The sequence below is a fragment of the Streptomyces sp. NBC_00287 genome (assembly GCF_036173105.1).
GTDB lineage: Bacteria > Actinomycetota > Actinomycetes > Streptomycetales > Streptomycetaceae > Streptomyces.
Genome location: NZ_CP108053.1, coordinates 4,179,622 through 4,195,912, shown reverse-complemented (window position 1 = coordinate 4,195,912; position 16,291 = coordinate 4,179,622). Strand labels below are relative to the sequence as shown.

Sequence of the window (16,291 nt, the reverse complement as noted above, 5' to 3'; positions counted from 1 at the left end):
GAGTGAGCGGCTCAGCGGAGCCAGGGCAGATCCGCACCCGCTTCGCTCGGCTCGAGTCCCTCGGCGACGATCTGCATGATCTCGCCGAGGGACTTCTGCTGTTCCGGAGTCAGCCGGTCGAAGATCGCGCCCCGTACGGCGGTGACATGGCCCGGCGCGGTCCGCTTCAGCACCGCCATCCCCTCGTCGGTCAGCACCGCGAACTGGCCGCGCTTGTCCGAGGGACAGTCCTCGCGGCGCACCCAGCCGTTCTTCTCCAGACGCGCGATGGCGTGGGAGAGCCGGGAGCGGGTGATCTTCGCGTACATCGCCAGCTCGGTCATCCGCAGCCGCCGCTGGGGGGAGTCGGCGAGCTTGACGAGCAGACCGTAGTAGATGTGCGGCATCCCCGCGTCACGCTGGAGCTGGCGGTCCAGATGGTCCTCCAGCAGCGTGGTGGCCTGGATGTAGGAGCGCCAGACGCGCTGCTCCTCGGCGGTGAGCCAGCGGGGCTCTTCAGCGGATGCGGATGCGGATGCCGTGTTCATGGCTCCACTGTACGAGCCGTCTGCTTGAAAGTTGAAACAACGGGGCTTATTCTGGCGTAGAGGTTTAGAATTCAAGTAACTGCTCAGAGGGAGTCGCCGCCATGTCCGCCGCCACCCAGGAACGCATGCCCGCGCTCTACCTCAGCCACGGCGCCCCACCCCTCGCCGACGACCCCGTCTGGCCTGCCGAACTCGCGGCCTGGTCCGCGGACCTGCCCCGCCCGAAGGCGATCCTCATGGTCTCCGCCCACTGGGAGGAGGCCCCGCTGGCCCTCGGCGCGGTGGAGACCGTCCCCCTCGTCTACGACTTCTGGGGCTTCCCCGAGCACTACTACCAGGTCACGTACGGGGCCCCCGGCGCCCCCGCACTCGCCGAGTCCGTACGGAAACTGCTGCGCGCCCCCGGCATCCCCGTACAGGACATCCCGGACCGGGGCCTCGACCACGGCGCCTACGTCCCGCTCGTGGAGATGTTCCCCGCCGCCGACATCCCCGTTCTCCAGATCTCCATGCCGACGCTCGACCCGGTCCGGCTCATGGAGATCGGCCGGAAGCTGGCGCCGCTGCGCGACGAGGGCGTGCTGATCGTCGGCTCCGGCTTCTTCACTCACAATCTGGCCGCGCTCCGACAGCCCGGCATCCCCGCCTGGTCGGCGGAGTTCGACGACTGGGGCCGACGGGCGCTGGAGAGCCACGACTGGGACGCGCTGCTGGACTTCCTCCACAAGTCCCCGGCCGGCCGGTACGCCCACCCGCGCACCGAGCACTTCGCCCCGCTGTTCGTGACCATGGGCGCGGCGGAGGCGGGCGGTGAGCTGGACGCGCAGCGGTCGGTGATCGACGGGTTCTGGATGGGGCTGGCGAAGCGGTCGGTGCAGTTCGGCTGAGGTTTCGGGGTCGGGCGGGGCTCAGAGGGCCTTCTCGTACCAGGCCACGTCCCAGTAGCGGCCGAACTTGCGGCCCACCTCGCGGTACGTGCCGACGTACTGGAAGCCGAAGCGCTCGTGCAGCCTGGTCGAGGCCTCGTTCGGCTGGGCGATCCCCGCGTAGGCGCGGTGGAGGTCCTCGCCGGACAGGGCCTCGAAGAGGGCCTTGTAGAGAAGGGTGCCCACGCCTCGGCGGCCGGCGTCCGGGGCGAGGTAGATCGTGACCTCCACGGAGGTCGCGTACGCGGGCTTCGGCCGATAAGGGCTGGATGTGGCGTAGCCAAGAATCCGCTGTGAGTTCCCTGCGGAGTCCCTCTCCACGGCAACCATCAGGCGGTACGGCCCGTCTTCAGGGTGGGAGAGCAGCCAAGGGCGGCGCTCTTCCGGCGTGAAGACCGCGGTATCGAAGGTGATCGGCGTCTCACGTACGTAGTGGTTGTAGATGTCCGTGAGGGCTTCGAGGTCGGCCTCGACTCCCGGCCTGACCTGCACCTCTGTATGTGACGCCGACATCCCGCCTCCTCGTGTGGCCGGACAGGGTACTGCATGATCAGAAAAATAGGGGGACGGGTTGGGAATTCTGTCCTGATTCCAGTCGTTGTTTCCATCGGATGCAGGGCACCCGAGCAGAGTCACCAGAGTGCCGGGCAACCAAGGACAACCCGCCAGCCCACCATCGCAAGGGAGCACGCATGGCAACCCGTGCCGTCGCCCGTCGTCAGTCCGCCACCGGCGGGACGACCGATGCGGCAAGCAGTGTTCGCGCCAATGGCGAGATCGCCGATCGCGACCTGGTCGGCATGTACCTCGACGAGATCGCGCGCACACCGCTGCTCGACGCCGCCAAGGAGGTCGAGCTGTCACAGATCATCGAGGCGGGTGTGTTCGCGCGACAGGTCCTCGAAGGATACGAGGAGTCCAAGGCGGACGCCTCCCGCGAGGAGCTTGAGGCGCTGGTCGCCGAGGGGGAGCGTGCCAAGGACGTCTTCATCCGCTCCAACCTCCGCCTGGTCGTCGCCGTCGCCCGCCGCTACCCGCGCAGCGGACTGCCGCTGCTGGACCTGATCCAGGAGGGCAATGCCGGCCTGGTGCGCGCGGTCGAGAAGTTCGACTACCGCAAGGGCTTCAAGTTCTCGACGTACGCCACCTGGTGGATCCGTCAGGCCATCACCCGCTCGATAGCCGACCAGTCCCGGACCATCCGGCTCCCCGTCCACCTGGTGGAGGAGCTCGGCCGGATCCGGCGTGTGCAGCGCGAGTTCAACCGTGAGCACGGCCGCGACCCGGAGCCCGCGGAGATCGCCGCCGAGCTCGGCTCGAACCCGGACCGGGTGATCGACGTCCTGGACTGGGCCCGCGATCCGGTCTCGCTGAACATGGCGGTGGACGACCAGGGCGAGACCCAGTTCGGCGACCTGCTGGAGGACACCTCGGCCGTCTCCCCGGAGCAGTCCGTCCTGACCCTCCTGCGCAGCGAGGAACTCGACGACCTCATCGGCCGCCTCGACCAGCGCACGGCCTCGATCATCAAGATGCGGTACGGCATCGACGACGGCCGCGAGCGCACCCTGACCGAGGTCGGCAAGGAGCACGGTCTGACGCGCGAGCGCATCCGGCAGATCGAGAAGCACGCGCTGCTGGAGCTGAAGAAGCTGGCCCGGGACACCGGGTTCGACGCGGCGGCGTGAAGTCGGGGCATGCGTGAGTCGTAGACACAAGGGCGTACGTGAGTCGTAGGCGCGTACGCCCGGTGGCGAAAGACCGCGCAAACATGGCGATGTAACGCCGCTTCAACTCCCAGGGCCCTGGGAACAACCTTTCAGGGTCCAGGAGTTCGTTCCCCGCGATCCCCCCTCGCGGGCCCTCCTGAACCAAGTCCCGCCGCTATCCCCCCCGGCGCCGGGACTCTCCCAAGCCGGACCTCGGCGCCCTCCCCCCCTGGGCGCCGGGGTCCGGCTCTTTCAGGGCATGCTGGAAGGCAGGCCACCCCGTACCTGAACCCCGGGGTGGCCCGCCGAATGGCAGATTGTGCCACATGGGCATAGCCTGCCGAACGTGAGTAGCCCCACCCCAGCACCAAACTCCGCCGTACCGCTCTCCCTGACGGAGCGGCGCAAGGCGGAGACCCGGATGCAGATCGCCCGCTCCGCGGCCGCCCTCTTCGCCAGACAGGGCCTGCGCGCCACCCGCGCCGAAGACATCGCCCAGGCCGCCGGTATCGCTCCGCGCACCTTCTACCGGTATTTCGCCACGAAGGAGGAGGCCGTCGCCCCCCTCTACGCGGCGGGGGCCGAGCGGTGGGCGCAGGCGGTACGGCTGGCTCCCGCTGAACTGTCCGTCCCCGAGGCGCTGGAACACGCGGTGCGTCACACACTGAGCCCGGGGGTGGGGGTTTCGGCCTCCTCCTGGGAGTGGGCCCGCACGCTGATCCGTCTCGCCGTGGCCAGTCCCGCGCTGGGGAAGGTGTGGGCGGAGGTCTGTCATGCGTCGGAGGGGGCGCTGGCGGAGGTGTTGGGGGAGCGGTTGGGTCGTGGTGGCGTGGACAACGTTGCCGGTCCTTCTGCCGAGCTGCGGTTCGCGGCGGCGGTGGCGGGCGCCGCGGTGCGGGTGGCCGTCGAGTCGTGGGCGGTGGGGGAGGCGCGGCCGGAAGGGCCGGAGGGGCCGGCTGCTCTGGCGCTGCGGAATCTTGCGGTGGTGCGGGACTTTCCGTGGGGGGAGATTGCGGGTTCGGCGCGGGGTGGGTCGTAGAAGGGTGAGGGGTGGGCCGTAGCAGCCCGACGCTTCGCTCAGCCCTTCGCCGCCCTGCTCAAGCGGCCGCCCAAGTCCCTTACGCATCGCACCAGTTCCTCCGGCTCGTGCACGGTGAACTCGCAGTCGGCCATGGCCAGCCGTACCGCCATCCACTCCACGGCGTCGCCGGTCGTGGCGCGCAGTCGGCAGGTGTGGTCGTCGATCGGTTCGGGTGCGCCGAGCCACTTGGGCAGGCGGGCCGCGATGAAATGGGCGGGGGCGGCGAAGGTGACGGAGAACTCGTAGGTCTCCTGGCGGCGGTACATGGACTGGCGCAGATACTCGGCCGCGTTGCCCGTGGGCAGCTCGCGCGGGGTGAAGCGGGCGCCGGTCGCGAAGGGGTCGCTCACCCGGTCGACGCGGAACGTCCGCCAGTCGTCGCGGTCGAGGTCGTAGGCGACGAGGTACCAGCGGCGGCCGGTGGAGACGAGGCGGTAGGGCTCGGTGATACGGCGGGATTCCGTGCCGTCGCCCGCCCGGTAGGCGAATCGCAGCCGCTCTTGGCCGGCCACCGTCGAGGCCATCACCGTGAGCGTCTCCGGAGCGATGCTCGCGCCGTCGCCGCTGGTCAGCGGGGTGGTCGCGGCCTGGAGCGTGGAGACGCGGTGGCGGAGGCGGCTGGGCAGCACCTGCTCCAGCTTGGCCAGCGCCCGTACGGACGCCTCGTCGACGCCCTCCACCGCGTGCCCGGCGCCGGCGCGCAGGCCGACCGCGATGGCCACCGCCTCCTCGTCGTCGAGGACGAGCGGCGGCATCGCCTTCCCCGCGACGAGCCGATAGCCGCCGTCGGCGCCCTTGGTCGCCTGCACGGGATAGCCGAGCTCACGCAGCCGGTCGACGTCCCGCCGCACGGTACGCCGCGACACCCCGAGCCGGCCGGCGAGCTCGCCGCCGGGCCATTCGCGGGGCGTCTGGAGGAGGGACAGGAGCTGGAGGAGGCGGGCCGGGGTGTCTGTCGTCATGCATCCGAGAATGCCGTAGAACTAGGACATGATCTGACCTACTTGGGCTCTAACTTCTCTCACATGACCCAAGAGACGACTCCCGTCGGAGACAAGCGGCGCTGGTTCGCGCTGGCGATCGTGATGACCGCGGCCTTCATGGACCTCGTGGACGTGACGATCGTCAATATCGCGATCCCGTCCATCACGCAGAACGCCGGTGCCTCCGAGAGCCAGATCCAGTGGATAACGGCCGGTTACGCCCTCGCCTTCGCCGCGGGCCTGATCACCGGCGGCCGCCTCGGCGACATCCACGGCCGTAAGAAGCTGTTCCTCATCGGCATCGGCGGCTTCACGATCGCCTCCGCGCTGTGCGGCTTCGCCGCGAACCCGGACATGCTGGTCGCCTCCCGCATTCTGCAGGGCGCGATGGCGGCGCTGATGGTGCCGCAGGTGCTGTCGATCGTGCACGCCACCTTCCCGGCGCACGAGCGCGGCAAGGTGTTCGGGCTGTTCGGCGCGGTCGTGGGGCTCGGCGCGGTCAGCGGTCCGCTGCTCGGCGCGCTGCTCACCGAGTGGAACCTCTTCGGCCTGGAATGGCGCCCGATCTTCCTGATCAACCTCCCCGTCGGCATCGCGGGCCTGATCCTCGGCAGCCGCTACATCACCGAGTCCAAGGCGGCGAAGGCACCCAGGCTCGACCTGGTGGGCGTGGCCCTGGTGACGCTCGGGCTGCTGATGCTGCTCTACCCGCTGACCCGCGGCCGTGAGACGGGCTGGCCGCTGTGGGGGTACGTGTCGATGGCCGGCTCGCTGGTCGTGCTCGCGGTGCTGGTGGCGTACGAGAGGCGCAAGAGCGCACGGGACGGCTCCCCGCTGATCGAGCTGTCCCTGTTCAAGGTGAAGAGCTTCGCCGCCGGTATCGCCGTACAGACCGTGTTCGGTGTCGGGCTCGGCATCTTCTTCCTGGTGTGGACGCTGTACATGCAGATGGGTCTTGGCTGGGGCCCGCTGAAGGCGGGGCTGACCGGGGTGCCGTTCTCGCTCGCGGTCTCCACGGCTGCGGGGCTGTCCGTGCAGAAGCTGGTCCCGCGCTTCGGGCGCAAGGTGCTGCAGGCGGGTGCGCTGGTGCTCGGTCTCGGTGTCCTGCTCTACCTGTGGGAGTCCGAGCGGTACGGCCTCGGCATCGCGCCCTGGCAGATGGCGCTTCCGCTGGTCGTGATGGGCGCGGGCATGGGTCTGATCGTCGCCCCGCTGACGGATGCGATCCTCTCGGAGGTGCCGCGCGAGCACGCCGGTTCGGCGTCCGGGCTGATCAACACGGTGCAGCAGATGGGCAACGCGCTGGGGCTCGGTCTTGTGTCGGTCGTGTTCTTCGGGGTGCTGGACGACCGGGTGGCTGCCGGGACCGCTGTGGAGCCGGCCTTCGTGGACGCGTTCCAGCATGCGCTGGGGTGGGTGGCCGCGGTGATGGGCGTCATCTTTCTGCTGATGTTCGCGCTGCCTCGCAAGCCTGCGCAGCATGTGGAGGGGGCGGACGAGGCCGAGCTGCGCGGCGATGAGCCGGAGCTGCGGGAGCCGGTGTCCGTCGCCTGAGCCACCGATCGTCCGGACCAAGGGCCCCTGCGCTTCCGGCGCGGGGCCCTTCCTCGTATGTGCGGCAAGACCCTCCTACCTGTGTCCCGAAGTCCGTTCATGCCCGAATCACGCCCGAACCTGTTTACTTTCCGGAAATCGCGGCGTAGCCTCCAGGCGAAACCACAAGTTCGGGCACTGGTCGGAGGCGAACGGACATGTACGCACCGGAGCGGCAGCAGGAGATCCTCCGGATCGCCCGTGACGGCGGCCGGGTGGACGTGCTGTCGCTGGCCGAGGAGTTCCAGGTGACGGCGGAGACGATCCGCCGGGACCTGAAGGCCCTGGACCGGGCCGGCCTGGTGCGCCGGGTGCACGGCGGGGCCATCCCGGTCGGCCGTCTCGACTTCGAGCCGGACCTCACCGAGCGCGAGTCCACGGCCGCCGACGAGAAGGACCGCATCGCGAAGGCCGCCCTCGCCGAACTGCCGGCCGAGGGCACGATGATCCTCGACGCCGGTACGACGGTCGCGCGGGTCGCGGGCGCCATCCCGCTGGAGGCCTCGCTCACCGTCGTCACCCACAGCCTGCCGATCGCGGCCCGCCTCGCGGACCACCCCGGCATCCAGCTCCATCTGGTCGGGGGGCGCGTACGACACCGCACGCGCGCCGCCGTGGACGCCTGGGCGCTGCGGGCGTACGGCGAGATCCGGGCCGATGTCCTCTTTGTCGCGGCCAACGGCTTCTCCGCCGACCATGGCCTGACCACCCCCGACCTCGCCGAGGCCGCGGTGAAGCGCGCGGCGGTGGCCGCGGCCCGCCGTGTGGTGCTGCTCGCCGACTCCTCCAAGCACGGCCAGGAGCACTTCGCCCGCTTCGGCGACCTGAGCGATGTGGACCTGCTGATCACCGACAGCGGGCTGAGCCCCGAAGACGCCGCCGCGATCGAGCGCGGCGGCACGGAAGTAGTGCGCGCATGATCCTCACCGTCACCCCCAACCCGTCGCTGGACCGCACCTATGAGGTCCCGTCCCTGGAGCGCGGCGAGGTCATCCGAGCCACCGGCGAACGCATGGACCCGGGCGGCAAGGGCGTGAACGTCTCGCGCGCCGTCGCCGCCGCCGGGCGGCGCACGGTCGCGGTACTGCCCCTGGGTGGTGCGCCGGGGGCGCTCGTCGCCGATCTGCTCGACGCGCAGGGCATCGAGGTCACGGCGGTGCGGGTCGCCGGAGCCACCCGCTCGAACATCGCGCTCGCGGAGTCGGACGGGGTGCTGACGAAGATCAACGCGCCGGGTCCCGAGCTGACGGCCGCGGAGCAGGAGCTGTTGCTGGAGACGGTGCGTGAGCAGTCGCGGGACGCGGACTGGATCGCCTGCTGCGGGAGCCTGCCGCGGGGGCTCGCGCCGGCGTGGTACGCCGATGTCGTCGCGCGAGCGCACGCGGGGGGCGCTCGGATCGCACTGGACACCTCGGGGCGTGCGCTGCTGGAGGCGTTGCGCGAGCGGCCCGATGTGGTGAAGCCGAACGCCGAGGAGCTCGCGGAGGCCGTCGGGCGCCCCCTGTCCACGGTGGGCGACGCGGTGAAGGCGGCCGAGGAGTTGCGCGAGATGGGCGCACGCGCCGTGCTCGCGAGCCTGGGCGCGGACGGGCAGTTGCTGGTGGACAGCGCGGGCGCCTGGTTCGGCAGCGCGCGCGTGGATGTCGTACGCAGCAATGTGGGCGCCGGTGACTCCTCGCTCGCCGGCTTCCTGATCGCGGGCGGCAGTGGTCCGGAGGCGCTCGCGTCCGCCGTGGCGCACGGCGCCGCCGCCGTACAGCTGCCCGGCAGTGTGATGCCGTCGCCGGGCGACCTGGACCCGTCGGCCGTCACGGTCACGGCCGAGGTGCCGGTGGATCGCGTACTGAAGGAGCCGGTGTCATGACGTACTTCGCTGTGCCGGTCGTATCGGATGTGCCCGTGGCACCGCCTCTGAAGTGGCGAGGCTCCCCGTTACTCGCTTCCGCCACCCCCTCCCCCCACCACACCCCCGTCCCCACCCCCGCCCACCCCACTCCCCGGGCGATACGCGTGCGAAGGAGCCCGCGATGAGCGACATGATCACCGCGGACCTGGTCGATCTCGACCTGTCCGCCGATACCAAGGAAGCGGCGGCCCGTGCCCTCGCCGAGCGCATGGTGGCCCTGGGCCGGGTGACCGACCTCGAAGGCTTCCTCGCCGACGTCGCCGCCCGCGAGGCCCAGATGCCGACCGGCCTCGACGGCGGCATCGGCATCCCGCACTGCCGCAGTGAGCACGTCACCGAGCCGACGCTCGCCTTCGGGCGCAGCGCGGCCGGGATCGACTTCGGTGCGGCGGACGGTCCCGCGGACCTGATCTTCCTGATCGCGGCGCCCGCCGGTGCGGACGACGCCCACCTGACGATCCTGTCCTCGCTCGCGCGGCAGCTGATGAACTCCGAGTTCACGGATGCGCTGCGGGCGGCGGGGGATGCGGGTGCTGCGGCGGCGCTGATCCGTGGGGATGAGACTCCTGGCGCGGCCGAGGAGACGAGCGGTTCCGCAGACTCCGCTGCGGTGTCGGCGGCGGCCTCCGCCGACACCGCAGCGGTCAGCACCAGCGAGGACACCCCGGACACCACCCCGCAGACCCCCGGAGGGAACGCGCGGCCCTTCCGTATCGTCGCCGTCACCTCCTGCCCGACCGGCATCGCCCACACCTACATGGCGGCCGAGTCCCTGGAGAGCGCCGGCCGCGACGCGGGCGTCGAGCTCGTCGTCGAGACGCAGGGCTCGGCCGGCTTCACCCGGCTCGACCCGGCCGCCATCGCGGCGGCGGACGGCGTGATCTTCGCGCACGACGTGCCCGTACGGGACAAGGACCGCTTCGCCGGCAAGCCGACGGTCGACGTCGGTGTGAAGGCGGGCATCAACCGCCCGGCCCAACTCATCACCGAGGTGCGCGAGAAGGCGGCGCGCGGCGAGGTGAGCGCGGGGGCGCCCGCGGGCACGGGCACGCCGGTCGAGCGCGCCGGTGAGCCCGGCGAGGGCTACGGCACCAAGCTCCGCAAGTGGCTGATGACCGGCGTCAGCTACATGGTCCCGTTCGTCGCCGCGGGCGGTCTGCTGATCGCGCTCGGCTTCGCGATCGGCGGCTGGGAGATCAACAAGGCTCCCTCGGTGATGGAGCACTTCGACTGGACCCAGGTCGACAGCTGGGGCGCCCTGCTGTTCCAGATCGGCGGCGTGGCCTTCGGCTTCCTCGTCCCGGTCCTGGCCGGTTACATCGCCTACGGCATGGCGGACAGGCCGGGCCTGGTGCCCGGCTTCGTCGGCGGCGCGATCTCGCTCACCATCAACGCCGGCTTCCTCGGCGGCCTGGCGGCCGGTCTGATCGCCGGTGGCGTGGTGATGGCGATCCAGCGGGTGAAGATCCCGCCGGTGTTGCGCGGCATCATGCCGGTGGTGGTGATCCCGCTGATCTCCACGCTGATCGTCGGCTTCCTGATGTTCGTCGTGATCGGCAAGCCCATCGCCGAGGCCCAGGAGGCCATGACGGACTGGCTCGACGGCCTCTCCGGCACCAACGCCATCCTGCTCGGCATCCTGCTCGGCCTGATGATGTGCTTCGACCTCGGCGGCCCGGTCAACAAGGTCGCGTACGCCTTCGCCACGGCCGGTATCGCCGTCGCCGACCCCAGCGACTCCGCGATGAAGGTCATGGCCGCCGTGATGGCCGCGGGCATGGTCCCGCCGCTGGCGATGGCCCTGGCCACCACGGTCCGCGGCAAGCTCTTCACACACACCGAGCGGGAGAACGGCAAGGCCGCCTGGGTGCTGGGCGCCTCCTTCATCTCCGAGGGCGCGATCCCCTTCGCGGCCGCCGACCCGCTGCGCGTCATCCCGGCCTCGATGGCGGGCGGTGCGGTCACCGGCGCCCTGTCGATGGCCTTCGGCGCCACCCTGCGCGCCCCCCACGGCGGCATCTTCGTGGTCCCGCTGATCGGCAACCCGCTGCTGTACCTGGTCGCCATCGCGGCGGGCGTCTGCGTCACCACCGCCCTGGTGGTCGTCCTGAAGGGCATGCGCAAGCCGGTCCCGGGCGCGGCGCCCGCCGAGCCCGGCGCCGGCACGGCGGCCGCGACCGCGGAATCCAAGCAGCCGGTGGCGGCCTGAGCGCGCCGAGTCGCCCCTATTAGGAAGCTGTGAGTAGTTCACGGCACCTGCGAGATACGTCACGGTCCGGGGCCAAAGTCCCGGACCGTGGTGTGTACTGGGGCGCATGCCTGAGCACGTCTCGATCTTCCAACTGCTGGGCGTGGGCCTGCTCGTCCTGCTGACCGTCGCCTGGGTGATCGGCCTCGCCCGCGTCCTGCGCGCCACCCGCCCCGGCGCCGCCCCGTGGCCCACCGGCCCGGCTCTGTCCGCCCTCCCGCACCAGCAGCAGGCGGGCCCGCACCTGGAGTCGGTGCAGCTCACCCCGGCCGAACAGGACGCGTTCGCGGGACTGGTACGGCAGCTCAGCGACGGGCGCTGAGCGGCGCGCGCCGGCGCACGCTACGACATCTGCGCCGCCCGGCGCTCCATCGCCTCTCGCGCCGCGTCCTCGCTGACGTACACCTCGCACATGTGCCGCCCGTCCGGCGTCGCCGTGTGCTCGACCTCCCACAGGGAGATCTCCGCGCCGTCGCGCAGCAGGAAAGCGTGCTCGTAGAGCGAGAAGCACAGCCCGGCGCGCCCCGCGCGGCACGGGCGCCCGAAGGCCTGTGTGATCTGGTGCGCGAACGCCGTGGTCAGCAGCGCGGCGGTGTCCGGGCCCGGCCGGTCGGCGTTCTCCGCACGGCGCAGGAGCCGACGCGCGTGGTCGGCGGAGTCGTCCGGCACGTACGCGTGGCGCGGCGTGTGCACCGGCGACAGCTGCACCGTCACCGGCAGCTCGAAGTCCGGGGCGTCCGGCGGCAGGGGCAGGCGCGCGGTCGCGGCGCGCAGCTCCTCCTCGTCGACGTACACCTCGTGCTGCGGCGCGCTGCCCCGCGCGGTGTTGTGGACGAGCTCCCACAGGGTAAGCGCCGAGCCGTCGGCGAGCAGCCAGGTGTGCCGGTAGGTCTCACGGTGCCGGCCCGCGCTGTGGTGCGCGGAGTGCAGCGAACTGTCGTGCGCCAGCGCGCAGTCGAGCCGCCGTATCACCTCGTCGGGCAGCTCGAAGGAGTTCAGGGCACGGCCGAGCAGTCGCGCGAGGTGCTCCTCCGGAGACTCCGGCGACTCGTGGGATTCGTACGCTGCCGTCTCGTACGGAACGCTCAAGGCTTCTCCCGGCGTTGCTGCATGTCACCTTGTGGGTGCATACCGTAGCCCCTCGGTCGGACATCATGTCCGGGAACCGAGAAAACGTACGCACGTAAAACGCTCGGGCCGCGCGGATGGTTCCCACGCGGCCCTACGAACCGTCAGAAGGCCCTGCTCAGGCGGCACTTCCGGCGGTCCACTCGCTCCACGGCATGTTCCATCCGTTGAGCCCGTTGTCCGGCGCCACCGACTTGTCGGGGGAGTTCTTCACGATCACCACATCGCCGATCAGCGAGTTGTCGTAGAACCACTTCGCCGTCGTGTCACCCTGCGCGCCCCGCACGTCCTGCAGCCCGACACAGCCGTGGCTGGTCCCCTGCCGCCCGAAGGGCGGGTTGCCCTTGTTGTACCAGTAGTTGCCGTGGAGGAAGGTCCCCGACGTCGTCAGCCGCATCGCGTGCGGCACATCGGGGATGTCGTACGCGTCGGCCAGATTCACCGTCCGGCTGTTCATCCGCGTCCCCGCGAGCTTCTCGGAGATCACCATCTGCCCGTTGTACGTCGGGAACTCCGCGCTGCCCGCCGAGATCGGCACCGACTTGAGCGTCTTGCCGTCCCGCGTGACCGTCATCGTCTGCGTGTTGACATCCACCGTGGAGACCTGCGAGCGCCCGATGGTGAAGGTCACGGTCTTCTTCTGCACCCCGTAGACGCCGTTCGCGCCCTCGATCCCGTCCAGGTCGATCTTCATCGTGACCTTGGAACCGGCCTTCCAGTACTCCTCGGGCCGGAAGTCGAGCCGCTGCGCCCCGAACCAGTGGCCCACGACCTTCTGCCCGCTGCTCGACGTGACGGTGATGCCCGACCGCACGGCCTTCTGGTCGCTGATCGCCTTGTCGAAGGTGAACGACACCGGCATCCCGACGCCCACCGTCGCGCCGTTGTCCGGCGTGTACGTCCCGATGAAGCTGTTCTCCGGCGAGACCGTGGTGAAGGTGGAACCGGCCGCGGTGGTCTTCCCGTCCGAGTCCTTCGCCTTCGCCGATATCTCGTACTTGGTCCCGCGCTCCAGCTGCTCCTTCGGCTTCCAGCTCCCGCCGTTCGCCGATATCGCCCCCGGTACGGCCTGTCCCGTCTCCGCCACCGTCATCTTCACGTCGGTGAGCTCGCCGTCGCTGACCTTCACGCCGGTCGAGTTGATCGACGCGCCCGCCGAGCCGTCCTTCGCCGAGATCACGATCTTCGCGGCCGATGACTTGGCGGAGTCCCCGCCCTTGTCGTCGTCGTTCTTCGCGTTGGCGCTGCCGCCACAGGCGGTGAGGGTGAGGGCGCCGACCATCAGGACGGCACAGGTCCCCAGTGCGCGCCGCGCTGCTTTGTCCGGCGTTGTCACAGGCTGCTCCAAGTTCGTGTGATGTGCGTGGTCCGATCCGGTGCGTGCAGAAAGAGGGAATCCGCGAGGGGGCGGGTTCCCTCCATTTGCCGTGAACGCCATCACGTGACAGAACCGGGACACTCTGCGGTGGGGGTGGGGTGGATGTGCCTGGGTTCTACGCCCGTTGGGGACACCGCTGGCCCCCTCTTCAGGACCGCCCGGCACCCCCGTACAACTCCCCGTACGAGGGCCACACCCCACCCGGCCCGTCCACCGACTCCGCGGCGCGCACCGCGCGCACGATCGCGCGCGTCACCACATCCGCGCCCGCGGCGAGGATCTCGTTCAGCGCGAGCGGGCTCGCGGCGTCGAGCGAGCGCGCCCCCGTCGCCAGCGCGAACACCGTGTCGCCGTCGTTGAGCAGATGCACCGGCCGCACGGCCCGCGCGATGCCGTCGTGCGCCGTACCGGCCAGCTTCTGCGCCTGCGCCTTGGAGAGGTCCGCGTCGGTGGCGACGACGGCGAGCGTCGTGTTCAGCGGGGGCGGCGCATTCGTCGACGAGGTCTCGGCGAGGCGCAGACGCGCGGCTTCGTGTACGCGCGCCTCGGGATACTCCACACGCCCCTGGAACAACTCGCCGTACAGCACACCGGTTTGCGGATCCATCGCGCCCCCCGCCGCGTTCGCCACCACCAGTGCGCCGACCGTGATCCCCGAGTCGAGCACGACGCTCGCCGTCCCGACCCCGCCCTTCAACTCCCCGACGACCGCCCCCGCACCGGCGCCCACGCACCCTTGCCGCACCCCGGCGCCGACCGCGCTCGCCGCGGCCTCCTCGACCGCCGCGCGCCCCGTCGCCGCATCCGGCCGGGCCCGGAAGTCGCCGCCCCGCCCCAGGTCGAAGACGCACGCCGCGGGCACCACGGGCACGACATGCGCCGGATCCGGCCCGACGCGCACCCCGCGCCCCTGCTCCTCCAGCCAGGCCATCACACCGGAGGCCGCGTCGAGCCCGTACGCGCTGCCCCCGGTCAGGACGATCGCCTCGACCTTCTGCACGAGGTTGCGCGGGTCGAGGGCGTCGGTCTCCTTGGTGCCGGGACCGCCGCCCCGTACGTCCACCGCGGCGACGGCCCCGCCCTCCGGAGCGAGGACGACAGTGGTGCCGGTGAGCCAACCGTCGCCGGTGCGCGTCGCGTGTCCCACTCGCACGCCGGCGACGTCCGTCAATGCGTCAACTGTCATGGAGCCAGTGTCGTCCAGCCGCGGGCGCGGCCCGGTGACATCAGCCGGCCGGCGTCGCCGACGAGTGCGCCGTAGTCCTGCGCTCCCGCGCGGCCCTGCGCGCCGTCAGCGTCGTACCTGTCGCCACCGCCAGAGCCGAGACGATCCCCGCCGCGAGCACCGCCCAGTCGCCGAGGAACGTGCAGGCGATGACGAGCAGCGCCGTCGTCGGCAGCACGAGCTGCTGGGCGATGCCGTATTTGAAGTGGCGCGAGTGAAGCGCCCACACCGTGAGCAGATACAGCGCCGTCGGCAGGGTCACCGCGGCCGAGGCGGACAGCGTGGAGATGTGCGCCTTGCCGACGGCCTGCTCGACCGCCACCTCCAGGCCGGCACCGATCGCGGCCGCCGACGCGAAGATCAGGTAGTGGCCGTAGCCCCAGAGGAAGGACTGCCTGTTGGAGCGCAGATGGCCGTGGATCGGCACCACGAAGTAGATCCACCAGGCGGAGAAGATGATCAGGAGTCCACCCGTGGCGATGGGCAACAGCTCGCCGAGCACGTCGCTCTCGTCGAGCGCTGTCTTCACGGCGACCGTGGCCGCGGCGATCGTCTCGCCGAGCACGATGATCGTGAACAGGCCGTACCGCTCGGCGATGTGGCGCGGATGCCAGGACGTGGCGTGGTCCTTCTCCGCGTACGCCGGCACGCACATCTCCAGAATCGCCATCACCAGGAACAGCCAGGGTCTGCCGTCCTCGGGCAGGATCAGCAGCCCCAGCCAGCCGATCTGGCACAGGGAGATCCCGCCGGCGTACCGCAGAGCCGTTGTTCTCTCCGGCCCTTGACTGGAGCGTGCCACGCGCAGCCACTGGGCCGTCATCGCGAGCCGCATGATCAAGTAGCCCAGCCAGACGGCCAGGAACTCGTGGTCGTCGAACGCCTTGGACACCCCGGCCGCGAGCACCAGCACACCGGCGATCTGCACCAGGGTCACGACCCGGTAGAGGACGTCGTCGTTGTCGTAGGCCGAGGCGAACCAGGTGAAGTTCATCCAGGCCCACCAGATGGCGAAGAAGACCATCGCGTAGTTGAGGATGCCCTCGCCGGTGTGCGCCTCGGCCACGGAGTGCACCAGCTGCACACCGGCCTGCGCGATGGCCACGACGAAGCACAGGTCGAAGAAGAGCTCGAGTGGTGTGGAGGCGCGGTGCGCCTCGTCGCGGCCCCGGGCCGTGAGTCTGCGCAGGGGGCCGTTGTTTCCGGGCGCACCGGGCGAGGGCGACGCGTGTGCCGAGCTGGACGTCATGAGTCCAAGCACAGCAGATGAGGCGCCGAATTGGCTCGCTGTAGGAGGGGCAGGGCGTCGTCTCGCGCACGGCCTGTACGCGGTCGGAGCCGCCGGACGGCCCGCCGAGGCCGTCACCGCCAGGGCCGTACCCTTGAGGCATGGACACCGCCCCCGACCCCGAGCCGCGCGAGCCGAAGGCAGCGCTGATCTTCGACGACCCGCTGGACCAGCAGTCCTCGGACGACACGGACCGTGGGTGGGGCGAGCGGCCGAGCGCCACGAGCGACAGCGCCGCCGATCTGAAGCGCTTCCTCGACGAGAAGCCGCCCCACCACCTCTGAGTCCGGCGGGCCCCC

Annotated in this window: 16 protein-coding genes; 9 read left to right on the top strand and 7 right to left on the bottom strand. The window is 70.7% G+C overall.

From position 1 onward, the window contains the following. Window positions 1–11: 11 nt before the first annotated feature. On the bottom strand, window positions 12–527 hold the full coding sequence (locus tag OHT76_RS18975; protein WP_328872030.1) for a MarR family winged helix-turn-helix transcriptional regulator: 516 nt from the start codon (window positions 525–527) through the stop codon (window positions 12–14). A 101-nt stretch (window positions 528–628) separates the two neighbouring features. Between OHT76_RS18975 and OHT76_RS18970 the strand changes: the two genes are divergently transcribed. Beyond that, window positions 629–1,414, top strand: coding sequence for a dioxygenase family protein (locus OHT76_RS18970; protein WP_328872029.1), 786 nt, complete (start codon window positions 629–631; stop codon window positions 1,412–1,414). 21 nt (window positions 1,415–1,435) lie between these two features. Here the strand turns inward: OHT76_RS18970 and OHT76_RS18965 are convergent, their stop codons facing one another. After that, a complete protein-coding gene (locus OHT76_RS18965; RefSeq protein WP_328872028.1) occupies window positions 1,436–1,966 on the bottom strand; it encodes a GNAT family N-acetyltransferase in 531 nt (176 codons plus the stop codon). Window positions 1,967–2,145: 179 nt separating this feature from the next. On the opposite strand from OHT76_RS18965, the gene OHT76_RS18960 reads away from it, so the two are divergent. Both OHT76_RS18960 and OHT76_RS18955 read left to right on the top strand, forming a co-directional pair. Beyond that, window positions 2,146–3,141 (top strand): sigma-70 family RNA polymerase sigma factor, encoded by a 996-nt coding sequence (locus OHT76_RS18960; protein ID WP_328872027.1) that lies wholly within the window; start codon window positions 2,146–2,148, stop codon window positions 3,139–3,141. Between the two features lie 442 nt (window positions 3,142–3,583). After that, window positions 3,584–4,201 carry a TetR/AcrR family transcriptional regulator gene (locus OHT76_RS18955; protein WP_328876571.1) on the top strand — a complete coding sequence of 206 codons (618 nt, stop codon included), beginning with the start codon at window positions 3,584–3,586 and terminating at the stop codon, window positions 4,199–4,201. A 38-nt stretch (window positions 4,202–4,239) separates the two neighbouring features. On the opposite strand, the gene OHT76_RS18950 is transcribed toward OHT76_RS18955, so the two are convergent. Then, the gene (locus OHT76_RS18950) at window positions 4,240–5,205 is read right to left on the bottom strand and encodes a helix-turn-helix transcriptional regulator (RefSeq protein WP_328872026.1); all 966 of its coding nucleotides are present in this window, start codon (window positions 5,203–5,205) and stop codon (window positions 4,240–4,242) included. Between the two features lie 63 nt (window positions 5,206–5,268). Here OHT76_RS18950 and OHT76_RS18945 point away from each other — a divergent pair, with 63 nt between their 5' ends. From OHT76_RS18945 to OHT76_RS18925, 5 genes are all read left to right on the top strand, one after another. Beyond that, window positions 5,269–6,780, top strand: coding sequence for an MFS transporter (locus OHT76_RS18945; protein ID WP_328872025.1), 1,512 nt, complete (start codon window positions 5,269–5,271; stop codon window positions 6,778–6,780). A gap of 197 nt (window positions 6,781–6,977) precedes the next feature. Beyond that, on the top strand, window positions 6,978–7,739 hold the full coding sequence (locus tag OHT76_RS18940; RefSeq protein WP_328872024.1) for a DeoR/GlpR family DNA-binding transcription regulator: 762 nt from the start codon (window positions 6,978–6,980) through the stop codon (window positions 7,737–7,739). After that, window positions 7,736–8,683, top strand: a complete 948-nt coding sequence (pfkB, locus tag OHT76_RS18935; RefSeq protein WP_328872023.1) for a 1-phosphofructokinase — start codon at window positions 7,736–7,738, stop codon at window positions 8,681–8,683. The genes OHT76_RS18940 and pfkB overlap by 4 nt, the downstream gene beginning before the upstream one ends. Before the next feature lie 163 nt (window positions 8,684–8,846). Beyond that, window positions 8,847–10,934, top strand: coding sequence for a PTS fructose transporter subunit IIABC (locus OHT76_RS18930; RefSeq protein ID WP_328872022.1), 2,088 nt, complete (start codon window positions 8,847–8,849; stop codon window positions 10,932–10,934). Between the two features lie 106 nt (window positions 10,935–11,040). After that, entirely contained in the window at window positions 11,041–11,295 is a 255-nt protein-coding gene (locus tag OHT76_RS18925; protein WP_328872021.1) for a hypothetical protein, read from the top strand. Between the two features lie 20 nt (window positions 11,296–11,315). Here the strand turns inward: OHT76_RS18925 and OHT76_RS18920 are convergent, their stop codons facing one another. The 4 genes from OHT76_RS18920 to OHT76_RS18905 form a co-directional block, all read right to left on the bottom strand. After that, window positions 11,316–12,062 (bottom strand): DUF6227 family protein, encoded by a 747-nt coding sequence (locus OHT76_RS18920; protein ID WP_328872020.1) that lies wholly within the window; start codon window positions 12,060–12,062, stop codon window positions 11,316–11,318. Between the two features lie 157 nt (window positions 12,063–12,219). Next, the gene (locus OHT76_RS18915; protein ID WP_328872019.1) at window positions 12,220–13,437 is read right to left on the bottom strand and encodes a L,D-transpeptidase; all 1,218 of its coding nucleotides are present in this window, start codon (window positions 13,435–13,437) and stop codon (window positions 12,220–12,222) included. A 190-nt stretch (window positions 13,438–13,627) separates the two neighbouring features. Beyond that, window positions 13,628–14,665, bottom strand: a complete 1,038-nt coding sequence (locus tag OHT76_RS18910) for a P1 family peptidase (protein WP_328872018.1) — start codon at window positions 14,663–14,665, stop codon at window positions 13,628–13,630. 40 nt (window positions 14,666–14,705) lie between these two features. After that, window positions 14,706–15,953 carry a low temperature requirement protein A gene (locus OHT76_RS18905; RefSeq protein ID WP_328872017.1) on the bottom strand — a complete coding sequence of 416 codons (1,248 nt, stop codon included), beginning with the start codon at window positions 15,951–15,953 and terminating at the stop codon, window positions 14,706–14,708. Between the two features lie 140 nt (window positions 15,954–16,093). Between OHT76_RS18905 and OHT76_RS18900 the strand changes: the two genes are divergently transcribed. Further along, window positions 16,094–16,276 carry a hypothetical protein gene (locus OHT76_RS18900; protein ID WP_328872016.1) on the top strand — a complete coding sequence of 61 codons (183 nt, stop codon included), beginning with the start codon at window positions 16,094–16,096 and terminating at the stop codon, window positions 16,274–16,276. Window positions 16,277–16,291 lie beyond the last annotated feature (15 nt).